The 25,951-nt window shown below is 40.1% G+C and carries 17 protein-coding genes; 11 read left to right on the forward strand and 6 right to left on the reverse strand.

Annotated features, from left to right (window positions below; all coding sequences use genetic code 11):
• The first annotated feature begins 163 nt into the window (after positions 1 to 163).
• The 4 genes from FCL54_RS03650 (at position 164) to FCL54_RS03665 (ending at position 6,753) form a co-directional block, all read left to right on the forward strand.
• Positions 164 to 868 (forward strand): transposase, encoded by a 705-nt coding sequence (locus tag FCL54_RS03650; protein ID WP_246055125.1) that lies wholly within the window; start codon positions 164 to 166, stop codon positions 866 to 868.
• Positions 869 to 975: 107 nt separating this feature from the next.
• Complete coding sequence (locus tag FCL54_RS03655; protein ID WP_138123327.1) at positions 976 to 2,505, forward strand: YifB family Mg chelatase-like AAA ATPase; 1,530 nt, start codon at positions 976 to 978, stop codon at positions 2,503 to 2,505.
• 328 nt (positions 2,506 to 2,833) lie between these two features.
• Positions 2,834 to 5,500: a glycoside hydrolase family 84 protein gene (locus FCL54_RS03660; RefSeq protein WP_171016668.1), complete on the forward strand. Its 2,667-nt coding sequence runs from the start codon at positions 2,834 to 2,836 to the stop codon at positions 5,498 to 5,500.
• 368 nt (positions 5,501 to 5,868) lie between these two features.
• Complete coding sequence (locus FCL54_RS03665) at positions 5,869 to 6,753, forward strand: alpha/beta fold hydrolase (protein WP_138123331.1); 885 nt, start codon at positions 5,869 to 5,871, stop codon at positions 6,751 to 6,753.
• Between the two features lie 239 nt (positions 6,754 to 6,992).
• Here the strand turns inward: FCL54_RS03665 and FCL54_RS03670 are convergent, their stop codons facing one another.
• Together FCL54_RS03670 and FCL54_RS03675 are read right to left on the reverse strand one after the other, a co-directional pair.
• Positions 6,993 to 7,319: a hypothetical protein gene (locus tag FCL54_RS03670; RefSeq protein WP_138123333.1), complete on the reverse strand. Its 327-nt coding sequence runs from the start codon at positions 7,317 to 7,319 to the stop codon at positions 6,993 to 6,995.
• A gap of 11 nt (positions 7,320 to 7,330) precedes the next feature.
• The gene (locus FCL54_RS03675; RefSeq protein ID WP_138123335.1) at positions 7,331 to 8,212 is read right to left on the reverse strand and encodes a hypothetical protein; all 882 of its coding nucleotides are present in this window, start codon (positions 8,210 to 8,212) and stop codon (positions 7,331 to 7,333) included.
• A 603-nt stretch (positions 8,213 to 8,815) separates the two neighbouring features.
• Here FCL54_RS03675 and FCL54_RS03680 point away from each other — a divergent pair.
• Positions 8,816 to 9,844 (forward strand): hypothetical protein, encoded by a 1,029-nt coding sequence (locus tag FCL54_RS03680; protein ID WP_138123337.1) that lies wholly within the window; start codon positions 8,816 to 8,818, stop codon positions 9,842 to 9,844.
• A 345-nt stretch (positions 9,845 to 10,189) separates the two neighbouring features.
• Entirely contained in the window at positions 10,190 to 11,458 is a 1,269-nt protein-coding gene (locus FCL54_RS03685; protein ID WP_171016669.1) for a glycosyl hydrolase family 18 protein, read from the forward strand.
• Positions 11,459 to 11,687: 229 nt separating this feature from the next.
• On the opposite strand, the gene FCL54_RS03690 is transcribed toward FCL54_RS03685, so the two are convergent.
• The 4 genes from FCL54_RS03690 to FCL54_RS03705 form a co-directional block, all read right to left on the reverse strand.
• On the reverse strand, positions 11,688 to 12,464 hold the full coding sequence (locus FCL54_RS03690) for a nuclease-related domain-containing protein (RefSeq protein WP_138123341.1): 777 nt from the start codon (positions 12,462 to 12,464) through the stop codon (positions 11,688 to 11,690).
• A 348-nt stretch (positions 12,465 to 12,812) separates the two neighbouring features.
• Positions 12,813 to 14,174 carry an aspartate aminotransferase family protein gene (locus FCL54_RS03695; protein WP_138123343.1) on the reverse strand — a complete coding sequence of 454 codons (1,362 nt, stop codon included), beginning with the start codon at positions 14,172 to 14,174 and terminating at the stop codon, positions 12,813 to 12,815.
• 15 nt (positions 14,175 to 14,189) lie between these two features.
• On the reverse strand, positions 14,190 to 15,293 hold the full coding sequence (gene ald / locus FCL54_RS03700; protein WP_138123345.1) for an alanine dehydrogenase: 1,104 nt from the start codon (positions 15,291 to 15,293) through the stop codon (positions 14,190 to 14,192).
• A 10-nt stretch (positions 15,294 to 15,303) separates the two neighbouring features.
• Positions 15,304 to 16,773 (reverse strand): CoA-acylating methylmalonate-semialdehyde dehydrogenase, encoded by a 1,470-nt coding sequence (locus FCL54_RS03705; protein ID WP_138123347.1) that lies wholly within the window; start codon positions 16,771 to 16,773, stop codon positions 15,304 to 15,306.
• Positions 16,774 to 16,936: 163 nt separating this feature from the next.
• Here FCL54_RS03705 and FCL54_RS03710 point away from each other — a divergent pair, with 163 nt between their 5' ends.
• From FCL54_RS03710 to FCL54_RS03725, 5 genes are all read left to right on the forward strand, one after another.
• Positions 16,937 to 18,583, forward strand: coding sequence for a PucR family transcriptional regulator (locus FCL54_RS03710; RefSeq protein ID WP_138123349.1), 1,647 nt, complete (start codon positions 16,937 to 16,939; stop codon positions 18,581 to 18,583).
• A 484-nt stretch (positions 18,584 to 19,067) separates the two neighbouring features.
• Positions 19,068 to 19,913: a carbon-nitrogen hydrolase family protein gene (locus FCL54_RS03715; protein WP_138123351.1), complete on the forward strand. Its 846-nt coding sequence runs from the start codon at positions 19,068 to 19,070 to the stop codon at positions 19,911 to 19,913.
• A 20-nt stretch (positions 19,914 to 19,933) separates the two neighbouring features.
• Positions 19,934 to 21,439, forward strand: a complete 1,506-nt coding sequence (locus FCL54_RS03720) for a sodium:solute symporter family transporter (protein WP_138123353.1) — start codon at positions 19,934 to 19,936, stop codon at positions 21,437 to 21,439.
• A 14-nt stretch (positions 21,440 to 21,453) separates the two neighbouring features.
• Positions 21,454 to 21,621 (forward strand): hypothetical protein, encoded by a 168-nt coding sequence (locus FCL54_RS23800; RefSeq protein WP_171016670.1) that lies wholly within the window; start codon positions 21,454 to 21,456, stop codon positions 21,619 to 21,621.
• A gap of 383 nt (positions 21,622 to 22,004) precedes the next feature.
• A complete protein-coding gene (locus FCL54_RS03725) occupies positions 22,005 to 25,580 on the forward strand; it encodes a glycoside hydrolase family 2 TIM barrel-domain containing protein (protein WP_138123355.1) in 3,576 nt (1,191 codons plus the stop codon).
• Positions 25,581 to 25,951: the final 371 nt, after the last annotated feature.

The following is a 25,951-nucleotide window of genomic DNA, read 5'->3' on the forward strand; positions in this document are numbered from 1 at the left end:
ATAAATGTAACCCCTCCTGAGACTGCTAGATTTTTTGACCTCGAAGATTTTCAAACCACTACATTAATGCTTCCTTTCTATTAATCCATCCATTTATTAAAAACATCCATATTTTCAAAAGAAAAGCTATTTTCTTTAAAACGAAAAATGGGGTGATTCATGCTTGCCAAGAAAAGCAAGGAGAAAGAGCGGTACCGGAATTTATCATGTCATTTTAAGAGGAATTAACAAACAAACGATTTTTGAAGATGATGAAGACAAGCGCAAGTTTTTAGAGAACCTGAAGAAATATAAAAAGGTTAGCGGATTTAAGCTATATAGCTATTGTTTGATGGATAACCATGTCCACTTATTAGTAAAGGAGTCCGAAGAAACGGTTTCGGAAGCATTAAAACGAATCAGCTCCAGTTATGTCTATTGGTACAACATGAAGTACGAACGGATTGGCCATTTGTTTCAGGAGCGTTTTAAGAGCGAGAATGTGGAAACCCGGAAATATTTTTTAACTGTACTTCGATATATCCACCAAAACCCTCTGAAGGCAGGGTTGGCTAAGGATGTATGGGGTAGTGAGTGGACGAGTGTACATGAATATGTTGGTAAGGCTGGCCTGGTGGATATTGACATGGGATTGAGGCTGTTTTCCCCGGATCGAAAAACAGCGATAAAAATGTTTATTGATTTTATGGAGGAACTTAATAATGATCAGTGTATGGATCTTTATGTAAGAGCCAGGATGTCGGACCGTCAAGTGAGGGAGTATCTTTTAACGTTAGGAGTGACGAGTAACAGTGTGTTGCAGCGGATGGACCGGGAAGATCGAGATGATGTTTTAGTAAGGCTCAAGGAACTCAATGGTGTGAGTTAAGGCAGCTATCGCGGATAACAGGTGTTTCTAAAAGTGTTATTCATCGGGCTGGAAATGAAAAGTGAACAAATCGAATTTTAATAATGTTGATAAGGGAGGAATATGTATTGGCAACGGTTGTTCCCAGTATTGGCTTAAAGGGAATCGAGGGTTATGTGGTGAAAGTCGAGGTGCAGGTAATGCCGGGTCTTGAGGGTGTTAGTATAGTAGGACTTCCGGATGCTTCGGTTAAGGAGTCGAAGGAGCGTGTGTTGGCGGCTCTGCATTGCTATAAATGTGAAGAGATACTCACAAGGAAGATCATTATTAATTTATCACCTGCTGAGCAGAAGAAGAACAGTCCGGTGTTTGACCTGGCGATGGCGATCGGAATTATGAAGGAAACTGGTTTTATGAGAGAAGTTATTCCATCGGATACGGCATTCCTCGGTATCCTGTCTCTGGATGGAAGTGTAAAACCGGTTGATGGAATGCTCCCAGCGATTTTAGCAGCGAAGCGTGAAGGATTCAAAATTCTATACTTACCTCCTCTTCAAGACATACCTCTTACGCACATTGAAGGCATCGAGCTCCGATTTGTACAATCTCTGCAAGAAGTATTAGATTCTCTTAATGGACAACTCTCTGTGTTTTCCCTCCCTCCTCAAGAACCTATTCCATTTCAAAAAAATGCTTCAGAAAAAGATTTTAAACATGTGATCGGTCATGAACAGGCAAAACGTGCATTAGAAATTGCAGCAGCAGGAGGCCATCATCTTTTGATGTCCGGTCCTCCAGGATGTGGGAAGAGTTTATTAGCGGAGACTTTTCCTTCGATTGTTCCTCTTATGTCCCAGGAAGGCCAATTTGAGGTGATGAGCATATACCAGCTGGCTGGAACTACAAATCCTTCATTCCAAACTCCGCCTTTTCGTTCCCCGCATCATTCCGCTTCTTCCGTTTCATTAATCGGCGGAGGTTCCAACCCAAAACCGGGTGAAGTGTCACTGGCCCATCGCGGAGTTTTGTTTTTAGATGAAATGGCAGAGTTCCCGAAGCGAACCCTTGATATGCTTCGTCAGCCTTTGGAAACGGGCAAAGTTACCATCAGCCGAGCTGCTTCCACCGTTACGTATCCTTCTCGCTTCATTCTCATCGGCGCGATGAACCCATGTCCGTGTGGTTATCTAGGAGCCAGCCATAGATATTGTACATGCTCCCCAAAACAGGTGAAGAAATATCAAAACCGAATTTCCGGTCCGATTCTGGATCGGATGGATATTCATTTGATACTTTCGGCCGTTCCACTGGATGGTGATTCGATAGAACATAATGAACCTTCTGCCGCAATACGTGAAAAAGTAACGGCAGCGAGGCAAAGACAGTACGAGCGATATCAAGCTGAAATTTACAACGCAGTGGTTCCGCCGGAAATATTGTTGCAACAAGTTGGTTTAAATGCGGGGCAGGAAAAGATGATCCAGCAAATGTCCAGTAAGCAGAATTGGAGTACGAGAGTGCAGATGAAAATCATAAGGCTGGCAAGAACGATTTCTGATTTGAACGGAGATGAGTTGATAACTGATGAAGCGATTTGGGAAGCGATGACGTTAAAGAGGGAAAACAATAACCGGAATCAAAAAGTGGTGGTGAGGTGAGTGGGTTCTTCAGTAACTAGAAATTGGGGTAGAAGTTGTTGATTAAGAAATACAAACTAAGTTCTACAGGGGTCACAATCAAGCGTCTGATTGTGACCCCTGTTCGTTGGACTATTATCCTTCTTTAAAAAAGAAATGCATAGGGACAAGCAACCTGTCCCTATGTCCCTTCCTGCACTATTTAACAATAGGTCTATTGAATCAATACAATTAAAGCCATAACTGGTAAATATTGTTAAAGGAAATCGGAGTTGGGATGTGTAAGGTATTAAACAGCAACTTAGATGATCCAGATTATACCAATATCTTAAAAAGGAGGCCCCTATTCATGACGTTGGTTAAAAGAGCGGTCTGGTTGTTTTTTTGTTTATTGTTGTTGATACCTGCATTTTCAATTCAGCCAGGAGAGGCAGGTGCTGAGAAATTCCAGAACGATATTCCTGATATTTCTCCTGTACCTCAAAATGTAACAGAAACAGGTAAGGGTTTTTCGCTTACTCCAGTGGTTGGAGTGGTGACAGGTGAGACTACAGATCAGGAAGCATTAAATGAATTGAAGGATGTATTAAAATCGGCTGATGTAAAGCGGATTGTTGTCCGTGATGTTAAGGACTCTATGCCAAATACACCTGTTACGATATGGCTTGGAAGTTCAGCATCTATTCCTGAGGTTAACGGGATTCTTGAAAAGTTAGGTGCAAAAGAAACATCTAAAAATGAAGGGTACACTGTTGCCGCAGGGCATGTTGATGGCCATAAAACGATCGTGCTATCGGGTGCAGACCAATCAGGAACGTTTTATGCAACCCAGACTTTCAAGCAATTAATAGCGGAGAAGGACGGGAGAGACTGGGTGCCTGGTGTTACGATAAATGATTGGCCAACTATGCCGCTGCGGGGTTCTATTGAAGGTTTTTACGGTCCACCGTGGTCTCACGAAGACCGTTTAAATCAAATCGAATTTTACGGCGAAAATAAAATGAACACCTACGTCTATGCCCCGAAAGATGATCCTTATCACCGTGATAAATGGCGAGAACCTTATCCTGATGAAAAAATGCTGGAGATAAGAGAACTTGTCCAGCGATCAAAGGAAAACCATGTTAATTTTGTTTTTGCATTGTCACCGGGTAACAGTGTTTGTTTTTCAGATGACAGGGATTTTGATTACATGATGCAGAAAATGCAGGCGGTTTGGGAGGTAGGGGTCCGTTCCTTTGCGGTTTTTCTTGATGATATTAACCCTAATATACGCTGTGCAAAGGATAAAGAGATGTTTGGGGATGATTCTAATCCGCCGGCAGCAGCTCAAGCCTACTTATTAAATCGGTTTAATCAAGAATTCGTTAAGACCCATGAAGGTGCAAACCAGTTGATCACAGTGCCGACTGATTACTGGCAAGCTGGAACGACGCCATACCGGGAACGTTTTGCTGACCTGGTGGACCGGGATATTATCGTTTATTGGACAGGTATCGGTGTAGTAGCTCCGGAAATCACCAATGAGGATGCTGAGAAAATATGGGGAATTTTTGATCATGACTTGTTAATCTGGGACAACTATCCTGTTAATGATTATGCAAGGAACCGCCTTTTCCTCGGTCCACTTGTTAACAGGGATGCAGAACTGACTGAGCATGGAGTGATCGGCTTGACCGCCAACCCGATGAATGAAGCCGAGGCTTCTAAGCTTTCGTTGTTTACGATCGCGGATTATGTATGGAACCCGACAGCGTATGACCCAAAAAGTTCGTGGGATTTAAGCATTGAGCGCTTTGGAGGAAATGCTGCAGACGCATTAAGAGTGTTTGCCGAGAACAATTATTCCTCTCCTATTAATTCTACCAACGGTTTGACTATTAAACCGCTCATAGAAATGTTCTGGAAAGACTTTGAATCGGATGCTTTCGAAAAAAGTGCAACTGAACTCCTTGCTGAATTTAAACGTGTACAGACAGCACCGGACATCTTACGTGAAGAGCTTGCAAACCAAAATTTCTTAGAAGAAACAGAGCCTTATCTCAATAAAATGGAGTTGTATGGTAAAGCGGGGGAACTGGCTGTCAAACTTTTAGAAGCCCAAAAAGGAAAAGATGGGGAGGATGTATGGAAGTACCGCCAACAGTTTGATACCACTTATAAAAAAGCTGAGGCTATACCACAGTTGTTTGGCGTTGATGTTTTCAGACCATTTTTTAATGAAGTTATAAAAAGGAATGATCTGTGGTTTCAGGTGAGTAAGACATCACCGATGACATCAATGGGAACCTATAGTAACTATTCTTTAAAAAATTTAATTGATGGCGATCCATCGACACTTTATTGGAGTAGCTCGGCTGCGGGCGTCGGGGATTACGTTGGCGTAGATTTAGGTGGTGTTTATACAATAGATTCGATCGAATTGTTGATGGGCTCAACCGATGGTCCGGTTGCACGGCCGGATGACTATATCCATCATGGCATACTGGAGGTTTCTAAAGATGGAAGTAACTGGACCCCTATAGTTGAAAAGGAAAATGAAACAGATATCTCTGTTGAGGCTGATCTTCAAGCACGCTATGTACGCTATCGGGCAGTTGAATCACAAACGAATTGGGTTCAAGTACGTGAATTCAATGTTAAAAGTAACAAGCCTACAATGGAGGTTACCGGATTGCCAGCACCTGCTGAAGGTTCATCAGTTTCCAATGCAGCAGATGGTGACCTTGCATCAGCTTATCGAGCCGGTTCCATTCCGGAATCTGATGACGGTTTAACCTTCCAAATGTCCTTAGCACACGATTTGAAAAGCATTGTTGTATTACAAGATCAGAACCAAGTGACAGAAGGGGTTATTGAAATTAAAAATGACCAGGGACAGTGGCTGAAAGTTGGTACTTTATCGAACGCCTATAGCAAGGTGCCTGTAAACAAAACTACTGATCAATTCAGGATAGTATGGAATAATGAGGACACTGCTCCTGTAGTTTATGAGGTGATCCCGGAATTTAATTAAGAGGGGGACAAGGGGACAGAGGGACAGGTGCGTTGTCCTAAGCCTTGTTAGCATGTTCAAATGAGATGTTTTAATAAAAAGCTTTATCTATATAAAGCGAACGTAAGCCTTAATCAAATATTTGATCAAGGCTTATGTTCGTAAATATACATATATTTTTATATGATAGTACAAGGGAATTGTCCCTGAGTCCCAAATTTATGCTTATAACCCTTTTTTTATTTGTTTAGTAGTAGGAAGACTTGCAGATCGTCTGAGAAAAAGCGAATTTACTATCGCTTTTTTATGGATGTTTACAAAAAACACTATTTCCTAAGTTCACCGGAAATGATATTATTTTTATAATTCAGATTAAGGGGGAATAAGGCATGTCGGAGATCAAACAATACACCATCACGCTTCCTGATGGACGTGACCTTGATGTTGTCGAAGCGGGTATAGAGAAGGGACCTGCTGTAATTGTACATAATGGGACGCCGCAATCAGCGGGACTTTTTAAAGAACATATTGAGGATGCGAGTGAAAAGGGATTGAGACTCATCAGCTATGGGCGACCAGGGTACGGAGCCTCTACTCGACAACCAGAAAGAACAGTAGCATCAGCTGCTAAGGATACGGCAGATCTGGCAACTGCGTTAGGTATTGAACGGTTTGCCACCTGGGGGATATCTGGCGGCGGTCCGCATGCATTAGCCTGTGCAGCTTTGCTGAGTGATCGTGTTGTGGCGGCAGCTTGTCTTGCAGGCGTGGCCCCATATAATGCTGAGGGATTGGATTTTTTGGCGGGTATGGGAGAGGATAACGTCGAAGAGTTTGGTGCAGCAATAGAGGGAGAAGAAAAGCTTAAGCCATACCTTGAAGAACAGAGAACTGCTATCCTCAGTTCAACTCCGGAAGAAATGGCCGCACATATGAGCAACTTACTGAGTGACGCTGACAAAGCGGTCTTTACTGGCTCCTTTGGTGAACAATTGGCTCAACTCTTCCACGGCTCTCTTAGAACTGGAATCTACGGCTGGTTTGATGATGATCTTGCTTTTACAAAAGATTGGGGATTCTCCTTATCTGATATTAAAGTTCCTCTGCAAATTTGGCAGGGTGAACAAGATCTTATGGTGCCGTACAGCCATGGCGAATGGTTGTCAAAGCATATTCCACAGGCAGAAAGCCATCTTAATCAGGTGGATGGACATCTTACACTTTATCTTAACCGTATCGCGGAAGTACATGCGTGGATTTTAAAACAATTTTAGGAGAGACAAGAGGGACAAGGGAACAGGTACATTGTCACCAAAAATGTTAGCATGAAGGATGCCTCTTGTTAGAATAAAAGATTCCTAAGATGATGGGCATTAGAAAATGAACACCAGCCTTAACCAATTGATTAAGGCTGGTGTTCATTTAACAATTTATTTCTCTTAACTATCTAGGAACAAGAAACCTATCCCTGTGACCCACTTGTTTTGTTCAAAAGAATACTTTACTTGTCACATTAAAAGCCGTAAATTTGCTGTCCTAATGCTCTATCAATATAATCAATTGAGTTATCCTGATTAGTGTCATATTTCCATTTAGTTATACCAAAATCATGCTCATATTGGTCAATCAGATTATTATGATTAATATCTACTTGATATTGGTCAATTAGGTTGTCGTTACCAATATCTACATCAAATTGATCCAGAATGCCATCATGGTCTAAATCATCGATTGAGTATGTACCATATTCTTGAAGCTCGTGTGTTTGAAGGTCATGACTGGTGATTTCCATATCATAATTTGTGTCAAGAAAGTCCATTGGATCAAGATCTATTGGCATTTATAGTCCTCCTAAAAGTTATTTAAAAAGTTCTTTAATCGCTTACCTGTTTTTGAAAATTTCTCTGACTGTTGTTTTTTTACATACTCCCAAGAGTTACCCATTCTTTTATCAAGGTCAGGCTGGTAAGTTAATGCGAACTTAGTATACGGGGCTTTGTAGTAAGTTTGTTCGATCTTTGTTTTCTTATCACTGTCAGTTGTTCTTTTTTTTAGGATAGATTTGATTAAGTTGTCTGCAGGCTGAAAACCTAATTTTCTCGAGATAGCTAACGATTTCAAATATAGTTGATCGTTGTTTGCTTGATCATAACATTGAGCTAAGTAATAAAAGTATTCTGCTTTTCTTTCTTTGAGAGTTTCTATTTCAATAGCTTTTGTAATACATTGAATAGCCTTTGTGAGGATTGCCTGTTTCGCTTTTTGATCTTTTGCATATGTGGAAGAATACATTTGGGCCTTTCCTAGATACACGAGTTCGGTTGCGGCAAGCAGGTTGTTTTTTGCTTTCTTCGTAAGAAGCGCAATAGTCATTCCGAGACATGTTTTCAAGTCAAACTTTTTAAATTCGTCATCAATTGAGTTTAACCCTGCTGCGACACCCTTGCCAGCAATGAATCCGACTGGGTTAAAGACAGCTCGTCCAACATTTACGCCACTTTTTAACTTTCTATACAGTATGCTGGCTTCATAAAAGTACAACCAATTTTGTGGATTGTTTGGTTCTCTTTTTAACTTTTCCTGAAGTTCACCTAATCCTGCCATACCTTGGGTCGCATCCCCCAGAGCAGAAATTACAGGCAAAGAAGAGAGTTCTTCTTTTGCTTTTCGTGAAAATCTTCCCAGTTTTTCTTGTTCTTCTTTTGATAGAAAACCGTCTAAGAAACCTTTCATTTCTTTTACCTCCATAAGTGTAACAATCCTCAATATATATATCGGAATTTAGCAGGAATGTTTTATGGTTTTTTTTGTAAAAAAATTATATTGTCCCAGCCCTATCTATCATGATACATCTCCTAAAACCAAGAATATTTATAGTATTAGGTTTGGTAATCATTAAAATGGATTGGATGGAAAAGACTCTATTTCATAAGAAGTATTATCGCTCTCTAGAATACGTTACATTTCGGACACGAGATATACAAATCTTAGGTATGAAATCCTACATGCCTATGGTTTGCTTTCTGGATAGAATCGATGGAACAAAATGAAGCTTTTGCCACAATCTCAGAGCGTGTAACAGCAGCTAGATAAAGGTGGTACGGTAAAACTAAATACGAACAGAGGCCTCAATCAAACGTTTGATTGAGGCCTCTGTTCGTTGAAATCACTATTCTATTAGAAAAAGATAAAGAAATAAACTTATACCCCTAGGGACAATGAACCTGTCCTATGTCCCGAGTACTGTAATTTTTTGTATACGCTTTTTACTATTTAATGATAGAATTGACAGGAAAATTAACAAACAGGTTATTTAGGGTACATAGGAGGATAAACATGAAGATTAATTTATTAATATTGCTCATTCTTTTTTCTGTTTTGTTAGGGGGATGTGGCAATACAGATAACGCTTCAAGTGAAGCATCTAAAAAAGAGAACAATACAAATACTGTTAATAACAGTGAAGATAGTAAAGATAATAAAGATAGTAAAGATAGTAAAGATAGTGAGGAAGTTAAAGAACAAATAGTAAATGATGTTGCTGGTTTTTGGTTTAATGAAGAACAGGGTCCTATTGAAATCAAATTTAAAGGTGTGCACAAAGGCACATTAAGCTACATAAGCGTTGGAAATAGTATATCTTATTCTCTTGAAATACTAGAAGCCAATGAAGGAACCTTGACTGTAAAGAAGACCTCTGGCACAGAGGGAGATACTATACTTCAACTTAGTAAAAATACAAATGGTGGTATTGAAATTTTTAACAAAGATGAAAATCACTCTTACACATTTGCAGAAGCTGATAAAAATTTTATTGTAAATAACTTTAATTATTCGTTAGAAGAAACTAATACATCTACATCAAATACAAATGAAAGTTTAGAAATAGAGGAGTATGATGAGGAAGTTGTACCAGACATAGTGGTTTATGAATATGGATCTTCGAATGAGTTTGGAAAAAGAATTCTGGAATCTGTGTTCAAGCAAACTAACCAAACCTATTATTACAGACCAATTATGAACCGAGCCGAAGGATATTATATATATAAGCCGATTGAAGAAAGAGGAATTAAGGTTGACGTATTATTGGATTTTAAAATTAATAAGGACAATCTCGATAATATTCCAAATGATATTTTATTAACAACTCCATACAAATATTCAGGGCATGGAGATGAAATTTACTCCTACAATTCATTCGCTTTCCCTTTAGAGCAAAACGAGTTGTATTTAATGGTAGAGGAAAAAATCCAATTACTAAAGTCGCAAAAATTTATCAGTGATATAGATTTTATTAGAGTAGGCGATAAAACAGAAGTTCAAATACCAGATGGAATGACACTTGAAGAGTTTATGAAGAAATAGATATTGAATGCAAAGGAAAAAACTAGACCTCAACACCAACTGCTTTTTCCGTTTCGTTATTCTACTAGAGTAGTTTTTAGAATAAATGCCAAAATAATCATGAAAAATATAAAGATTAATCTTTTAAAAGCGAACACAAGCCTTAATCAAATGTTTTATTAAGGCTTGTGTTCGCTTAATTATTTAACTTCTCTTGTTAACTATTTCTTCATGAAATTGCAAGGAACATGTCCATAAGTCACTATGTCCCTAATCTTTGATTATGGGATTTTTGATCATTCATGAATCCCCCTATACAAAAATACACTAACAGTAAATCCTGTTTCATAAATGGGAGGAGATCCAATGGCGATCCATACAGTAAAGTCAGGGGATAACCTGTGGAGTATTTCAATAATTTACGGTGTGCCGATCTCAACTATAATGACGGTGAACGGACTTGTTACTGATCTGATTGTGCCTGGATTGCATCTGTATATTCCTGGTCAGGAGCTGCCGGAAAGATATTATCAAATTAAGCAGGGAGATACGTTTTGGTATCTCTCTCAAATACATAATACTTCGGTTCACGCCATCATCACAGCTAACCCGGGAATCGATCCTAACGCTCTTCCAATCGGAGCAAGAATTCAAATTCCAACCTTACAAAAATATCCAATGGAAACGCTCGTCTTTTTTGATGCGATAGAAGGTTCTCCTTATCTAGAAACCATGGTTGATCTGGCCAGTTCGATTACTTATTTAGCTGTATTTATGTATTCCTTCACATCTGAGGGATTGCTCATTACAGTTTCAGATGATGCCATTTTACAACAAGCGAAAGCATTGAACATTAAGCCCTTACTTGTTATCAGCAATTATGAAGGAAACATGTTCAGTCCAGGATTAGCTGATATGGTTCTTAAAAGTCCAGTAAGAAGAACAATACTGGTGCAAAATATTGTGAGTAAGGTAAGTGAAAAAGGGTACGCAGGGGTTAGTGTTGATTTCGAATTCCTTCCACCAGAGAGAAGGAATGATTTTACGGCATTTTTAAGAGAGTTAAAGAAGGGACTGGGCAATCTGACGCTTCAACTTAACGCGCATGCGAAGACTAGCGACATGCCAACAAATCGCCTGGTCGGATTTCTGGATTACAGGGCGGTTGGTGAGATTGTTGATATCGTCTCTATCATGGTGATCGACTACGGCTATGCAATTGGTCCACCAGATCCCATTGCTCCTGTTTGGTGGACTGAACAGGTCTTGAGGTATGCAACGGGACAGATCAACCGGCACAAAGTGATGATGGCGATGAGCTTATATGGATATGATTGGACATTAACAGAACAGGTCAAGCCTGCTGAAATGATTGCGGTGCAAAACGTCCAGAACCGAGCGATCAGTGGATGGATTCCCATTCAATACGATCAAACGGCACAGGCACCAACCTACAGCTATAAAGACCTGATGGGGAAAGAGCATGTGGTATGGTTTGAGGATATTCAAAGCATCACGGCGAAATATAAGCAAATGCAAGTCTATAATCTGCTCGGGGCAACTTACTGGCGTCTGCGCTTTCCGTTTCCGCAGAATTGGGCGTACGTGGAGAAGAATATGCAGATTTTAAAATAAATAGAATAAGAGGTGAGGTTCCTTTCTTGGACCATGTTAGCATGTTTAGATAAGTATGTTTTAGAGTGAGGTTAGTAAGGATCGTTGAAACGCATCATAAAATTTTAACTTTTAGAAAACAAATACAGTCCTTAATCATCATTTGATTAAGGACTGTATTCTTTAGAGATTGGTGTATTAGGAAACCTGTCCCTATTTTCGAAATTTAAACACTTTTTTGATGATCATATCAATAAATCTTTCCTTTAAACTTTTTATTTGATAAACAAAACCTCTTAACGTTATCTGATACAGGCTTTTTACACTTTGAGCAAGTAGCTTGTTTCTTTGTTGAATTCGATTTAAGTACTTCTTTATGTGATTCTATTGCTTTTGGATCTGTAACATGAGCGTTTGAAAAAGCATTATAAATTGTTAGGATATCAGTTGCGCTTAATATCGGTTCTTTGTGTTTGTTCTGTAGAACAGAAATCTTATGTTGAAGAATTTTGAATAACTCAACATCATACACTATTATTTCATCAGAAGAAGCTATTTTATAATAGTCTACATCCACGTTTAATTTACACCGTTTTGTAAACGAAACGATAGAAATAAATACGTTAGCATGCTTTTTATCGAGTAATGATTCTAGCGCTTTGATATGTCCATAATTTTGTACAAATGGGTTCATCATCTGAAACTTTCCATTCACCAACCAAGTTTTTCGATCTTTTTGGCCGTAAATAGTACCTTGATAGTTTTTAGTTTCTATCGTGAAAATGCCGTATGGGGTTATAACAACATGGTCAATTTGTGAATATCCAGATTTTGCTTTTGGGTTTTTTATAAGCAGATCATTTAAAAAACGATATTCGCTTGGTAGTTGGTTTAATTGAAGGTCAATCTTATATTCACCAAGTTCCCCTTTTCGGGTTGCAATCCTTTGATTCGTCTGTTGAGTCTCTTGCTTTTTTAGGTTTTCTTCTTTGTTCTTCCTTTTTAAGAAATTTAAGAATAATAACATGGCCTTCTCCTTACTCGCCTGGTTTGTTTAGCACTCCTTAATAATATCGGAAAAGTAAATAGGTTTATTAAATCGGAAATCTATTCAGCTTCATTAATAAAACAGAAAAGTTAAAGTCAAGTAGACTACAGAAAACTTACTTAAGATGAACCCATTGATGACTAAAGTACAACCCCCGGCAAGTTAAAGGGTAGGCGAGCAAGGAAGGTAAAGGTTAAAGAAGAAATAAATTATTATTTCCGTGTAAAAGGAAAAGATATATGCGTTTTATGGTGAATTGGGATTTTGAAAAATTAATTAAAAAGGACACAGGGACAATGAACCTGTCCCTGTGTCACTATGTTTTAATTATTTATGCGAGTTAAACACTCTCTTCAAAGTAGAAACAATAAACTCAAAATCCTCATCCGTACATGATAATGGTGGACTCAAAGCAAGAATATTATTATGTCCTGCAACAGTGTCGCCGTTTTTCCCGATAATCAATCCCCTCGATTTGCAATCCCCGATAATAGAGCTTAACAGTGAAGGAGGGGCCGGTTCCCTGGTATCTTTATCTTTAACCAATTCGATGCCCATTAAGAATCCAAGGGAGCGAATGTCACCTACATTTGGATGGTCTTTCAGTTCCTCTAATTCCTCCTTAAGCCTTTCTCCTAACTGCCTGGAACGGTCAACAAGGTTTTCTTTTTCCATTAGTTCAAGGTTCTTTAATGCAACGGCACATGCTGCCGGATTGCCGCCGAATGTGTTGATATGGCGGAAATGATCGTATTCAGAAGAGTTTTTGAACTTCTCATAGACCTCTTTTTTTACAGCTGTAGCAGAAAGGGGGAGGTATCCGCTGGTGATGCCTTTTGCCATCGTAACGATATCAGGCTTAATATCATAGTTCTGGAAACCAAACTTCTTGCCGGTCCGGCCAAAACCGCAGATCACTTCATCGATGATGAGCAGGACGCCATGTTTTTTACAGATTTCTTCAACCTTTTTCACGTAGACGGGATGCGGGACCAGGATGCCGCCTCCTGTGATGGCCGGTTCCATGATAACTCCGGCGATGCTTTCCTTGCCTTCCCAGATGATTTTTTGCTCAATATCAGCAGCGCATTCTAAATTGAATTGTTCCACTGTTTGGCCTTCCGGTCGGCGATAGTTATCTGGCGGGCGAACGTGGAGGAAGCCGGATACGAGCGGTTCGTACTTGTATTTTCTTTGTGATTGGCCGGTTGCAGACAGGGCCCCCATCGAGCTTCCATGGTAGCCGCGATAACGGGCTATAAACTTAAATCTGTTCGGTTCGCCGTTCTGGGCATGATATTGCCGGGTCACTTTAAAGGCAACTTCATTTGCATCCGAGCCACTGTTTGAGAAAAAAATGACATAATCATCCTCAAGCCATTCGTTCAGTTTTTCCGCTAAAAGAATCGCTGGTTCATGGCTCTGGGTTAAAGGATAGTAGGCCATTTTCTTCAGCTGTTCGTAGGCTGCGTTGGCAAGTTCCTCTCTTCCGTAGCCAACATTCACACACCATAACCCTGACATGGCGTCCAGATACTTCTTTCCTTCACTATCTGTGATCCAGGAACCGCTTGCTTCTGTCACTACCATCGGATCCTGCTTTTCATTATATGGCGAGATGTGGTGCCACAGGTGCTTGCGGTCTTTTTCTGCCAGTGTTGAATCGCTTACATTATTAACCGTTTCCATTATAATCTCCTCCCGTTAAGAGTATATTAGTGATTCCTTTAAAGCAGAAGCAACAGACGGATGGATGATTTCCCCGCCCTGGATGTTCAATCCTTTTGCCAGAAATTTGTTTTCTTCCATCGCCCGATCGATTCCTTTAGACGCAATTTCAAGAATATAGGGAAGAGTTAAATTCGTTAAAGCGATGGTAGAAGTGTAAGGAACAGCTCCAGGCATATTCGCAACCCCATAATGCACAACCCCGTATCTGGTGTAGGTCGGCTCGTCATGCGTCGTTACCCTGTCGATCGTTTCAATGCAGCCTCCCTGGTCGATTGCTACATCGATGATGACAGAACCGGACCTCATTTGTTTGACCATTTCTTTCGTTACCAACCTGGGGGCGCGGGCACCGGGGACAAGCACTGCTCCTATAACAAGGTCAGCATTCACGACAGCTTTTTCGATGTTGTAGGGATTAGACATGATTACCTGCACCTGGCCTCCGAACAAATTATCCAACTCTCGGATCCGTTTCGAATTGTTTTCCAGGATGGTTACCTTTGCACGTAAACCAAGAGCTATCGTTGCCGCATTTGTGCCAACGATGCCTCCTCCAACAATCACCACATGACCCGGCTCCACACCTGGAACTCCGCCAAGTAATAGCCCCCGGCCTCCCTGTCTTTTCTCAAGGATATGTGCACCGATCTGAATGGCCATCCTCCCGGCCACCTCACTCATCGGGGTTAGCAGAGGTAAGGATCCATCATCCAGCTGGATCGTTTCATATGCGATCGCGGTAGCTTTGCTTTTTAACAGATGCTCTGATAGCTCTGGAGCAGAAGCAAGGTGCAGGTAAGTGAAAATCGCTAAGTCTTCCCGAAAGTATTTATATTCTTCAGGAAGCGGTTCTTTTACCTTTAAAATAAGATTTGCCTTTTGCCATAGTTCGTCCCGGTTGGAGAGAACTTCCGCACCTACTGCCCGGAAGCTGTCGTCACTAAAACCGCTGTTTGTTCCAGCGTTGGTTTCAATCAAAACAGTATGGCCTGCTGAGTTGAGTGCCTGGACGCCTGCGGGTGTGATCGCAATTCGGTTTTCATTATTTTTTATTTCTTTTGGAACCCCGATAATCACTTGAACACCTCTATTCGTGTCGCTGAGTGACCATTTTTTTGCGTGTATAGAACTCGACCCCATCACGGCCGTTAGCATGAAGATCACCGTAGAAGGACTTTTTGTATCCGGAAAACGGGAAGAAGGCCATTGGTGCAGGGACCCCAAGGTTGATTCCAAGCATGCCGGCATCGATTTCTTCACGGAACTGGCGGATCGCTTTTGCGCTGTCTGTAAACAAGCACGCACCGTTTGCAAACTCGGATTTATTCGTAAGTTCGATCGCTTCCGTTAAATCTTCAACACGGACAACGGATAGTACAGGCGCAAAGATCTCGTCGTTCCACACCTTCATTCCCGGCTTTACATGGTCCAGAATGGTCGGTCCAACAAAATAGCCCTCGCTGCTTTTCGTTTCAGAATAGTTGCGTCCATCACATACGATTTCAGCACCTTCCTCTTCACCATGTTCAATGTATTTAAGGGTCCGTTCTTTTTGGGTATCGCGGATAACGGGACCGAGAAAAACGCCATCTTCTAATCCGTTGCCGATCTGGACGTTTTCTGCTTCTTTTTTAAGGCGGTCAACCAGTTCATCAGCGACCTCGCCGACAGCGACTACAACAGAACACGCCATACAGCGTTCTCCTGCGGAACCGAAGGCAGCGTTGAAGATATTGTTTACGGCAGAATCTAGATTCGCATCAGGCAGGACAATGGTATGGTTTTTTGCGCCTGCAAGCGCCTGTACGCGTTTTCCGTATTCAGCTGCTTTTTTATAGACGTATTCCGCGACAGGTTGTGATCCAACAAATGAGATCGCTTTTACATCCTCGTGCTCTAGAAGGCCGTTTACCACATCATGTGCACCATGGACGATGTTGAACACTCCGTCAGGTAAACCTGCTTCTTCCAGTAACTCTGCTAACCGGTTGGCAAGAATCGGAGTGCGCTCAGACGGCTTCAGGATAAACGTGTTGCCGCATGCAATCGCAAGGGGGAACATCCAGCACGGGACCATCATCGGGAAGTTGAAAGGAGTAATCCCGCCGATAACGCCGATCGGGTAACGGTACATCCCGGACTCGATGTTTCCGGCGATGTCGGGAAGTTGATTTCCCATCATTAAAGAAGGCGCACCTGCAGCGAATTCCACACATTCGATCCCGCGCTGTACTTCTCCGGCGGCTTCGTTTACGCTCTTTCCGTTTTCCTGAGTAATCAGGCGGGCAAGCTCTTCTGAATGTTCGATTAATAGCTGCTGGTAACGGAACATGATTCTTGCACGTTTTGGAACAGGAACCTTTTTCCATGATTCGTAAGCTTTTGCTGCTGCTTTTACAGCGTTGTCCAGATCTTCTTTCGTAGAGATCGGAACACGTGCCATTGTTTCGCCAGTTGCAGGATTCGGAACATCTTCATACGTTGATGAAGCAGATTTTACCCATTGTCCATTAATGTAATTATCTAAGTCCTTGACTGTTTTGTCTGTAATAGCCATGAATGGAGCCTCCTCGTATAAATTTGTGAATTTTTGCGTAATTCTGTAAAATCAATTTAAGTATATCGCTTATTGTTTCGTTCTTGCATTAGACACTTTGTCAAAATTCTTTTGTTGAAGGTTTAACATTAGAGAATTCCCGCTTTTATAAGGAGGCTATTACATGTTTACTGTCAATCAGGCATTGGAGCATCCGTTGTTCCAAAAAGCGAGGGTGGTTGCAGGGCATAGTGGATTGAATAAACAGATCCGCTGGGTCCATATTCTTGAGATCTCTAACTTCGATACACTGATTCGTGGAGAAGAGATGATTTTAGCAACAGGTATAGGGTTGCAGCAGACAGTGGCCTCTAAGACGGAATATTTAAAAAGGTTGATTTCCCATGGTGCAGCCTGCCTCTGCATCGAAATAGGCCACTACTTTGATTCTGTTTCAGAGGAATTGATCAGAATAGCGAATGAACATGAGTTCCCTATCATTGAGTTTAGAGAAACGGTTAGATTTGTGGATATCACACAAGAGTTTCATTCGTTGATCATCAACCAGCAATATAAGATGCTACAGGCCCTGGAGAAGATTTCCTTTGAATTAAATCAGTTTACCTTAACCTCAAAAGGTGTTCCGAACATTTTAAAATTGCTTCAGGAAACGTTAGATGTACAGGTGATTTATTTACCGCCGGACGGGAAAACACAGTTTGTTCCGCTAATAAACCATGAAGAGCAGGATAACTTTATTCGTGCGATTGATTGTAAGATTTCAGACGGAAAAAAGGGAGTCTGGCAGGAAGGGGAAAGGCGTTTTTTCCTTCAGCCGGTAGAAGCGATGAACCAGGTATGGGCCAACTTATGCATTGTAAGCGATAAAAGAAAACCTGGAGAATTTGAAATGCTCGTGCTTGATCGTGCAGCAATGTCGATCGCTCAGGACTTATTAAGAAAACGATATATGGAAGAACGAAAACTCCACACCGAAAACCTATGGGTAAGCGACCTGATCCATAATCGAGTTGAAAATGAAGAACAGGTTAAGATGCAGCTTGGAATTGGTTTTAAACAATCAAACTTATTGGCGAGAGTGTGCTTGATTGAGATTGCAAATCTAAGAAGAATGGAAACGGAGTTAACGGAAGAAGATGCAGAGTCACTGAGAATACATATCGCACTGATCGTCAGAGCTATTTTTGAAAAACATGGCTTTAAGCCTGTCATGACGAGCAACAAGAATCAGCTTGTCATTATTGCCATCCAAGAAGAAACAGAGTTAAACTTAAAGGACAAGCTTTCAAAAATTTTTATGTTGATAAAAGAAATTTGTAAAGATAAAAAGATAGGGGAAGTCCACCTAAACATCGGAGTCGGGCGGGAAGTAAGCGATTTAACCGATTGTCATATGAGCTATAAACAGGCACAGATGGTGTTAAAAGTCGTTCTTTCAGATGAGAATGTTCGTTCTTACTTTTACGATGACATGGGAGTATTTCGCTTGCTCCTTCCGTTTGGAAATGACAAAACGATGCAACAGTTTATAGAGGATCATCTTGGACCGCTTATTGAGCATGACCGGAAGAAGGGAACGAAGCTGCTTAAAACATTAAAAGTTTTTCTTGATAACGAGGGTTCAAAACAAAGGTCGGCAGAAAAGCTTTATATTGTGAGACAAACGCTTTATCATCGATTGGAAAAAATAAAGGAATTAATCGGAGATGAATTTATGGCTTCGGAGAGAAGGCTATCGATAGAGGTGGCGTTGAGGGCTTATCAGTTATTAAAAGTACAGACAGAACAGCCGGAAAAGGTACCGGAATAATTTTTGGAAGATTCCATCTATTTGTCATCATGTAAGAATGCTTAATCGATTTATTGACAAAGTGTCTAATGAAAGAGTAAATTTTTCACAATATACTAAACATAAAGGCATAAGAAACCTCTGTTAAAGTTTCATCTGAAAAATTGTCCGGGAGTAAAAAACTGGAAACCATGTATGGAGAAACTTCCTGATGGTGGATATGAAGGGGGGAGGATGGACATAAACGTTTGAGAGTTTCGGTCGATCTATTGATGGGTTATAGAAAAGTAATAAGCTGAGTTCCAAATTTTTTAATAAACTTTTCAATGAAATCTCCTTCACAAAACTTCTAATTACTTATCCCACAACAGAAGATGTGATAATTCAACTATTCATTTTTGGTTTTGGAGAATTTAACACATTGCCAACTCGGTCAATTAAATTTTCAATTTATGTCTAAGGTAATTTTCCTTCGATATTTTTAAACTGATACTGTTTTCTGGAAATGAAAATTAAAATAAAAAAAGAGGTGATCTTTCTGCTGAAAGTTATGCTCGCACAAATGAAACCTGTGCTATTTGATAAAACAATAAATTTGCAGAAGATGGAGAGGTATATTCAAGTTGCCTCTAAAGAAAATGCTGACCTTATACTCTTCCCCGAGTTAGCATTAACTGGATATTTCACAAGAGATAAAACGATATCCCTTGCAGAAGATCTGGAAGGTAAAAGTATTAAGCTTTTACAAAGCTGGGCGAGGGACTATAACATTAAGGTCATTACTGGTTTTCCAGAAGTAAAGGGAGATTCAGTATACAATTCCGCAATTTTTATTAATAATGACGGGATGATTATTGGAACGTACCAAAAATGCCACTTATGGGATGAGGAATACAAATATTTTCAACCAGGTAACAGCTATCCGATATGGGAAACTGATATTGGCAAGATAGGAATCATGATCTGTTACGATACAGAGTTTCCAGAAGTGGCTAGAACCCTTGCTTTGAAAGGAGCTCAGTTAATTTTTGCCCCAACAGCCAACATGTCTCCATTAGAACATTCCCAAAGAATATATATCCAGGCTCGTGCTGTGGAAAATCAAATATTTGTGGCAACCACTAACCGTGTTGGTATAGAAGAGGATACACACTTTTTTGGTGAAAGTGCTGCCGCAGATCCATTTGGTCGGTTTTTAACATTGGGTGAAGATAAAGAAGAACATTACTTTGTTGAAATCAACTTAGAGAGGATTAGCGAAGCCAGGGAAAATTTCTTTTATTTAAAAGACAGAGCAGTACAAACCTATAACACTATTTCTAAAATATCAGATAAACCGATTACGAAGTAAAAACTTTAGGAGGGATCTGCTTGAGTATTAGTGCAATTGGGTATCTTATCATTGTTATATTTGCTGCAATACTACTTGTTGTTGCTTATGGAATTCATAAAAGGAATGCACTAAGTAACGTAGATGAACTGTTGACCGCTGGAAGAAGAGTGCCGTTTGGCTTTGTGGCAGCTAGTGTTTTTGTTGCCTGGGTATGGACAGGAACCATCATGGCTGCTTCTGAAGCAGGTGTTTGGTATGGGGTAGGAGGCGGGTTTAACTATGGCTGGGGAGCGATTGTCCCATTCTTAGTTTTTATTCCAGTCGCATTACGCCTAAGGAAAATCATGCCCCGTACAACAACTTTTATTGAATTTGTTAGAGAGCGGTATGGTGAAGTGCTAGCAAATGTATTTTTTGTATTTGGAGTAGTTTTAGTGCTATACGTATGTGTTATGCAAGCGGTTGGAATCGCGTATGCCTTTGAATATGCTTTTAATATTAACTACAAACTTATCGCTATCATTTCCTCACTCTTATTTGCAAGTTTCATAGCGATCGCAGGGCTTCGAGGTTCAATTTATAACTCGCTCTTTCAGTTTTTCATCATTATGCTCGTTGTATTTATTACAGTACCCTTCATTATTAAAGAAATTGGTATTGAAAATATCTATAACGGTCTCCATAATGCAGCAACAAACCCTGACAATCCTAACTATAATACAGAGGCATTGAATTTATTTGGTCCGTCTGGATTACGCTATGGCCTTGCAGCAGTTGTTATTGCTATGGGGCAGGTTGTGTTAAGTCAAGGATATTACTCCACTGCCGCAGCTGCAACTAGTTCCCGTAATCTATTTTGGGCATACCTGGTCGGAACAATCCTTGCCTGGCTACCAGTACCGATCATTTTCGGAAATGTTGTTGGTGGATCTGTATTTGCCTTAAATGTTTCCCCCGAAGATTTAGAAGTAGCAACTGGTGCAGCCCCTTATATCTTTAACTATTTCCTTGGGACCTATGGGTCGATAGTCTTTGTTATTTTGATTTTTATGGCAGGGCTTACAACTGGCGGGAACGGCCTTGCAGGGATTCAAGCTATGTTTACCATTGATTTCTATAAAAGGTATATTAACCGTCTTGCTAGTGAAAAGCAGCAGGCTCAATTCGGGAAAAGAATCACGCTTTTATTTGGTTTAACTATTGGAATCGGTGCACTGCTTTTAGATGGTGTTTCTTTACTTAAGATTGATATATTCAGTGGTATTTTGTTTGCTGCACCTACAGCATCTTTAATCATTGGTCTATGGTTACCTAGATTAAATACGAAAGTTGCCTTTGCCTCAATGGTTATTGGCCTGGCTGCTGGCCTGACTGCATACTTTACCATTAATGATAATGAACTTAATTGGTTTGTAGGAAACATATTAGCCCTTGGATTGCCGTTTCTCATTATATTAATCGCTATTCCATTTACAAAAGAAAGATACAATTTTAATAAACTGAAAGATTATCGTCCAGACCATCAAGTTGAAAAAATTAGCTAAGAGGTGGGGATAATATGATGTCTTTACTAGAATTTAAAATTTATTACTGGGTTCTTTTCTTATGGGGAGGAGCGGGTATGTTATTTATCGCCATAGTTAGTATTAAAGAAATATTCACTCAGGTTAATTCAGCGAAAGGACAAAAGCGGCATTTGGATAAATCATTTAAAGAGACTATTTGAGGGGGGACAGGTTCCTTGTCCCATTCCTAGTTAGCGTGTTTTTAACCTTCTTTTTTAAAAAAAGTCACCTAAGTTTAGATGATCCAATTAATAATATCTAAGTTTTAGAAAACCAGTACAGGCCGTAATCAAACATTTGATTACGGCCTGTACTTTGTTGAAATAAATTCTTTAATCTAGTCTATTAAGTATGGAGGTACAAGGGACCAGTCCCTTTGTCCCGCTTAAAATAATGAAGATTATCACAATATAATGCTATTGTTTTTGCATCGGATTACCAATATTTTCTTTTACAATTAATATATGTTAGCGCTTTCTTTTTTGGGGTTATGAACCATACATAACTGAATTGGAAAGTAATATCACCAAAAGGAGGAGTATGATTGTTGAAGAAAATCTTGGTAGGAGCTCTTGCGGTGTTGTTGGTTTGCACGATGTCATTTGGTGCTCAAACGAATCAGGCCATGGCGAAAAAAAGTCATCACGAGAAAAAGAAAAGTTCGTACGAAAACAGTAGTAGAAGTTTAGATTTTGATCAGGATTGGAAGTTTTCATTAGTTAACACGGAGGATGTAACAGATCCGACTGGTGAATATGAAAATGCACAGGAAGTGAATTATGATGATTCATCCTGGAGAACGCTGGATCTTCCTCATGATTGGAGTATTGAATTAGCTCCTACTGCTGATCCGCCTGCGGAAGCCGGAACTGGTTTCTTTAAAGGTGGATTAGGGTGGTATAGAAAGACCTTCACGTTAGACCCCTCCATGAATGGCAAAAATATTTCTATCGATTTTGATGGTGTGTACATGAATTCTGATGTATATATTAACGGTGAACATTTAGGAAACCACCCGTATGGTTACACAGGTTTTAGTTATGATATAACCCCTTACGTTCACACTGATGGTAAAACCCCTAACGTTATTGCTGTTAAAGTGCAAAATAAATTACCTACTAGTAGATGGTACTCTGGTAGTGGAATCTATCGGAATGTACATTTAACCGTAACGAATGATACACACGTAAACAGATGGGGAACTTTTGTCACCACACCAGACCTTAAAGAAACAATCAAAGAAAACTACGCTAATATACATGTGAAAACAGATCTAATAAATGAAAACGGTAAACGTGAAAACGTTACACTTGTATCAAGAGTAAAAGATGCGAAAGGAAAAGTGGTCGCAAAAGCAACCGCAAATGAAGCTTTTGAAAGTGAAAAAACATATGAAAATGACTTAAAAGTAGAAGATCCAACATTGTGGTCAACCGACAATCCTTATCTATACACATTAGAGACCGAGGTAGTAGTGAATAAAAAAGTTGTGGATAGCTATGAAACAACATTTGGAATCAGGTATTTTGATTTAGATGCAGATGAAGGATTTTCTTTAAACGGTGAATACATGAAATTCCATGGTGTAAATATGCATCATGACCTGGGTGCGCTTGGTGCTGCAACAAATTACGATGCAGTATATAGACAGCTTAAAATTATGAAAAGTATGGGTGTAAATGCGGTACGAACCTCTCACAACCCACCGTCCCCGGAAGTGATAAAAGCCTCAGACGAGTTAGGGCTTGTTATGATCGTAGAAGCTTTTGATGCATGGTCATGGGGCAAGAGAACATATGATTATCATCTCTACTTTGATGAACATAGTGATCGTGACATAAAAGAAATGGTGAATGCAGCTAAAAATTCTCCGGCTGTCATTATGTGGTCGATTGGTAACGAAATTCCGATATCAACTAATCAAGCTGGTGTTCCGATTGCCCAGCGTCTAATTGATGACATCGAATCAATTGATACCACTCGTCCGATAACAATCGGTTCGGATAAATATCGCCGTCTTCCAGGTGATGGATCAGCTCAGGATAAGATAGCGCAAAAGGTAGATTCTTTAGGTCTTAACTATAACAGTGCAACTTCTATTGATCAGTTGCATGCTAAATATCCAGATTTAGTTTTATATGAGTCAGAGTCTTCATCGGAAACATCTACTCGTGGGGAATACAGAGATCCAAACTCTCTAAACACTCCTGTTGACTATACACCAGGTCATATGGCTACTTCATCCTATGATAATAACTTAGCATCCTGGACGTTTAGTGGAGAGTATTCGTTGAAGAAGGATCGCGATAGAAAGTACTTTGCAGGACAATTTTTATGGTCAGGCTTTGACTACTTAGGCGAGCCTACACCTTATTGGGATAATTATCCTGTAAAGAGCTCGTTCTTCGGTGCAGTGGATACGGCAGGATTTCCAAAAGATGCTTATTATCTGTATCAAAGCCAATGGACAGATGAGCCAATGGTCCACTTAGTCCCGATGGATTATACCAATTATGAACCGGGCGAAAATGTTAGTGTCTGGGCATACTCCAATGTAGACACGGTAGAACTATTCTTAAATGGAAAATCATTGGGTGAGAAAAAATTTGATACGAAAACAACGGCTGATGGTAGAGAGTATTTAGAAACGACAGAGCCAACTGGTGATGATAAAAACATGCCGGGTGGCAATTATACAAGTCCCAATGGCAGCACCGGGAAACTTCATCTTACCTGGGATGTACCGTTTGAACCAGGTGAATTAGTTGCAGTTGCGAAGAAAGAGGGCAAGGAAGTAGCACGAGATGAAGTGAATACTGCAGGTGAAGCATATGAACTACAAGTAACACCAGATAAAAAAGTGATTACAGCAGATGGTAAAAGCTTATCGTTTATTACGATAGATGTAGTTGACTCCAAAGGTGTTGTTGTACCAGATGCAGACAATTTAATTAACTTTGAAGTATCAGGTGGAAAACTGGTGGGAGTCGATAATGGTCGCCAGGAAAGTGCGGAAAGCTATAAAGCATCATCTCGTGAAGCTTTTAATGGTAAGGCACTAGCGATCATTCAATCTGAAGAAGAAGAGGGCCCGATCAGTATTACAGCAACTTCTTCAGGGTTACTACCAGGTACAGCTACAGTTTTTGCAACTGACAGAACAAAGAAAAAAGATCAATTAGTCGGCATTGAGCCTTTGCATGTGAGAGTGCAGAACGGAGATACTCCAGAACTTCCAACAATGGTTGAAGGAGTTTATGCTGATAATACGCAAAAAGAACTACCAGTGAGATGGAACAAAATTCATAAGTTTGATAAGAATAAGAATGGTGTTTATACCGCTAAAGGACATGTAAAGGGAACTGGAATTAAAGCGGAAGCAATCGTTACAGTTTACGATGTAGCCGAAGTTACTACCTATACAGCAGATGTGCCAAAAGGAACAAAGCCTTCACTACCTGGTAAAGTTCAGGTAAGGTACACAGATGGAGTAGATCAATTTAAACCTGTTACATGGGATACAATTGACTCTTCTGCATATGAAAAAGAAGGCAAGTTCTCCGTAGAGGGAAAAGCTGAAGGAATTTCAACGAAAGCATTAGCCAAACTTCATGTCACTTCTGATTTCATACAAGATGCTAACCTGGCTTTATTAAATGAACAACTTGGCGCAAAAGCAACAGCCAGCTTTAGTGGATCAGAAAGTACGGTTCCAGCGGCTATGCTTGATGGAGACACATCAACGGGATGGTCTAATCAATATCACGTAAGTGCAACTGCTAACTTACCAGCAATGTCTGGTGCCAGGGAAAGTGATTGGGTTGAAGTTTACTGGCCAGAAGTACAGTACACTAATAATCTGAACATTTTATTTAAAGAAGCTGATAAAAATTCAGTACCTGCTTCTATTGAAGTCAGCTATTGGGATGGAAGTAACTATGTGCCTGTTTCCAACCTGAAAGTCCAAAAGGCACAAGCTTCAAACGAAGCAACAACAATAAGCTTCGATAAAATAGGTACTACTAGAATTAAAGTAGACATGACTAGTAGCACTCCAGGTGAATCTGATGGAAACTTCACTATAACTGAGCTTAAAGTGATTGGACCAAAAGGGACGTAAAGAAGGGACATAGGGACAGGTTCCTTGTCCCAGGTACCTGGCATCTCCCCAAATGAGGTAGTGATTTTGCCGGGGGATGCTTCCGTCATACTTGGTTAAATGTAAAATCAATGAGTCTAAAATAAGAACAAGAGCCTTAATCTGAGGGACGAGGGGACAGGTACCTTGTCCCATTATTTTGTTCCTTTTCTCTGTATTTTTGTAGATGGCCCTGTTAAAAGTTAAGTTTTTTGCTTTATTGTTTTATTATTGAGGAGCCGATGATCCACTTAAATATTGTTCTTAGTCGAACATAGCCTTTAAACAAACGTTTGATTAAAAGCTATGTTCGTTGTTCTTCAAAGGCTTTGATGAGAGGGACGAGGGGACAG

The sequence above is a fragment of the Exobacillus caeni genome (assembly GCF_005747095.1).
Lineage (GTDB): Bacteria > Bacillota > Bacilli > Bacillales > Guptibacillaceae > Exobacillus > Exobacillus caeni.

Coding starts and splice junctions, on each gene's coding strand:
- FCL54_RS03660 (WP_171016668.1), top strand. CDS start 2,834: ATGACGTTGGTTAAAAGAGCGGTCTGGTTGTTTTTTTGTTTATTGTTG.
- FCL54_RS03665 (WP_138123331.1), top strand. CDS start 5,869: ATGTCGGAGATCAAACAATACACCATCACGCTTCCTGATGGACGTGAC.
- FCL54_RS03670 (WP_138123333.1), bottom strand. CDS start 7,319: ATGCCAATAGATCTTGATCCAATGGACTTTCTTGACACAAATTATGAT.
- FCL54_RS03675 (WP_138123335.1), bottom strand. CDS start 8,212: ATGAAAGGTTTCTTAGACGGTTTTCTATCAAAAGAAGAACAAGAAAAA.
- FCL54_RS03680 (WP_138123337.1), top strand. CDS start 8,816: ATGAAGATTAATTTATTAATATTGCTCATTCTTTTTTCTGTTTTGTTA.
- FCL54_RS03685 (WP_171016669.1), top strand. CDS start 10,190: ATGGCGATCCATACAGTAAAGTCAGGGGATAACCTGTGGAGTATTTCA.
- FCL54_RS03690 (WP_138123341.1), bottom strand. CDS start 12,464: ATGTTATTATTCTTAAATTTCTTAAAAAGGAAGAACAAAGAAGAAAAC.
- FCL54_RS03695 (WP_138123343.1), bottom strand. CDS start 14,174: ATGGAAACGGTTAATAATGTAAGCGATTCAACACTGGCAGAAAAAGAC.
- FCL54_RS03705 (WP_138123347.1), bottom strand. CDS start 16,773: ATGGCTATTACAGACAAAACAGTCAAGGACTTAGATAATTACATTAAT.
- FCL54_RS03710 (WP_138123349.1), top strand. CDS start 16,937: ATGTTTACTGTCAATCAGGCATTGGAGCATCCGTTGTTCCAAAAAGCG.
- FCL54_RS03715 (WP_138123351.1), top strand. CDS start 19,068: ATGAAAATTAAAATAAAAAAAGAGGTGATCTTTCTGCTGAAAGTTATG.
- FCL54_RS23800 (WP_171016670.1), top strand. CDS start 21,454: ATGATGTCTTTACTAGAATTTAAAATTTATTACTGGGTTCTTTTCTTA.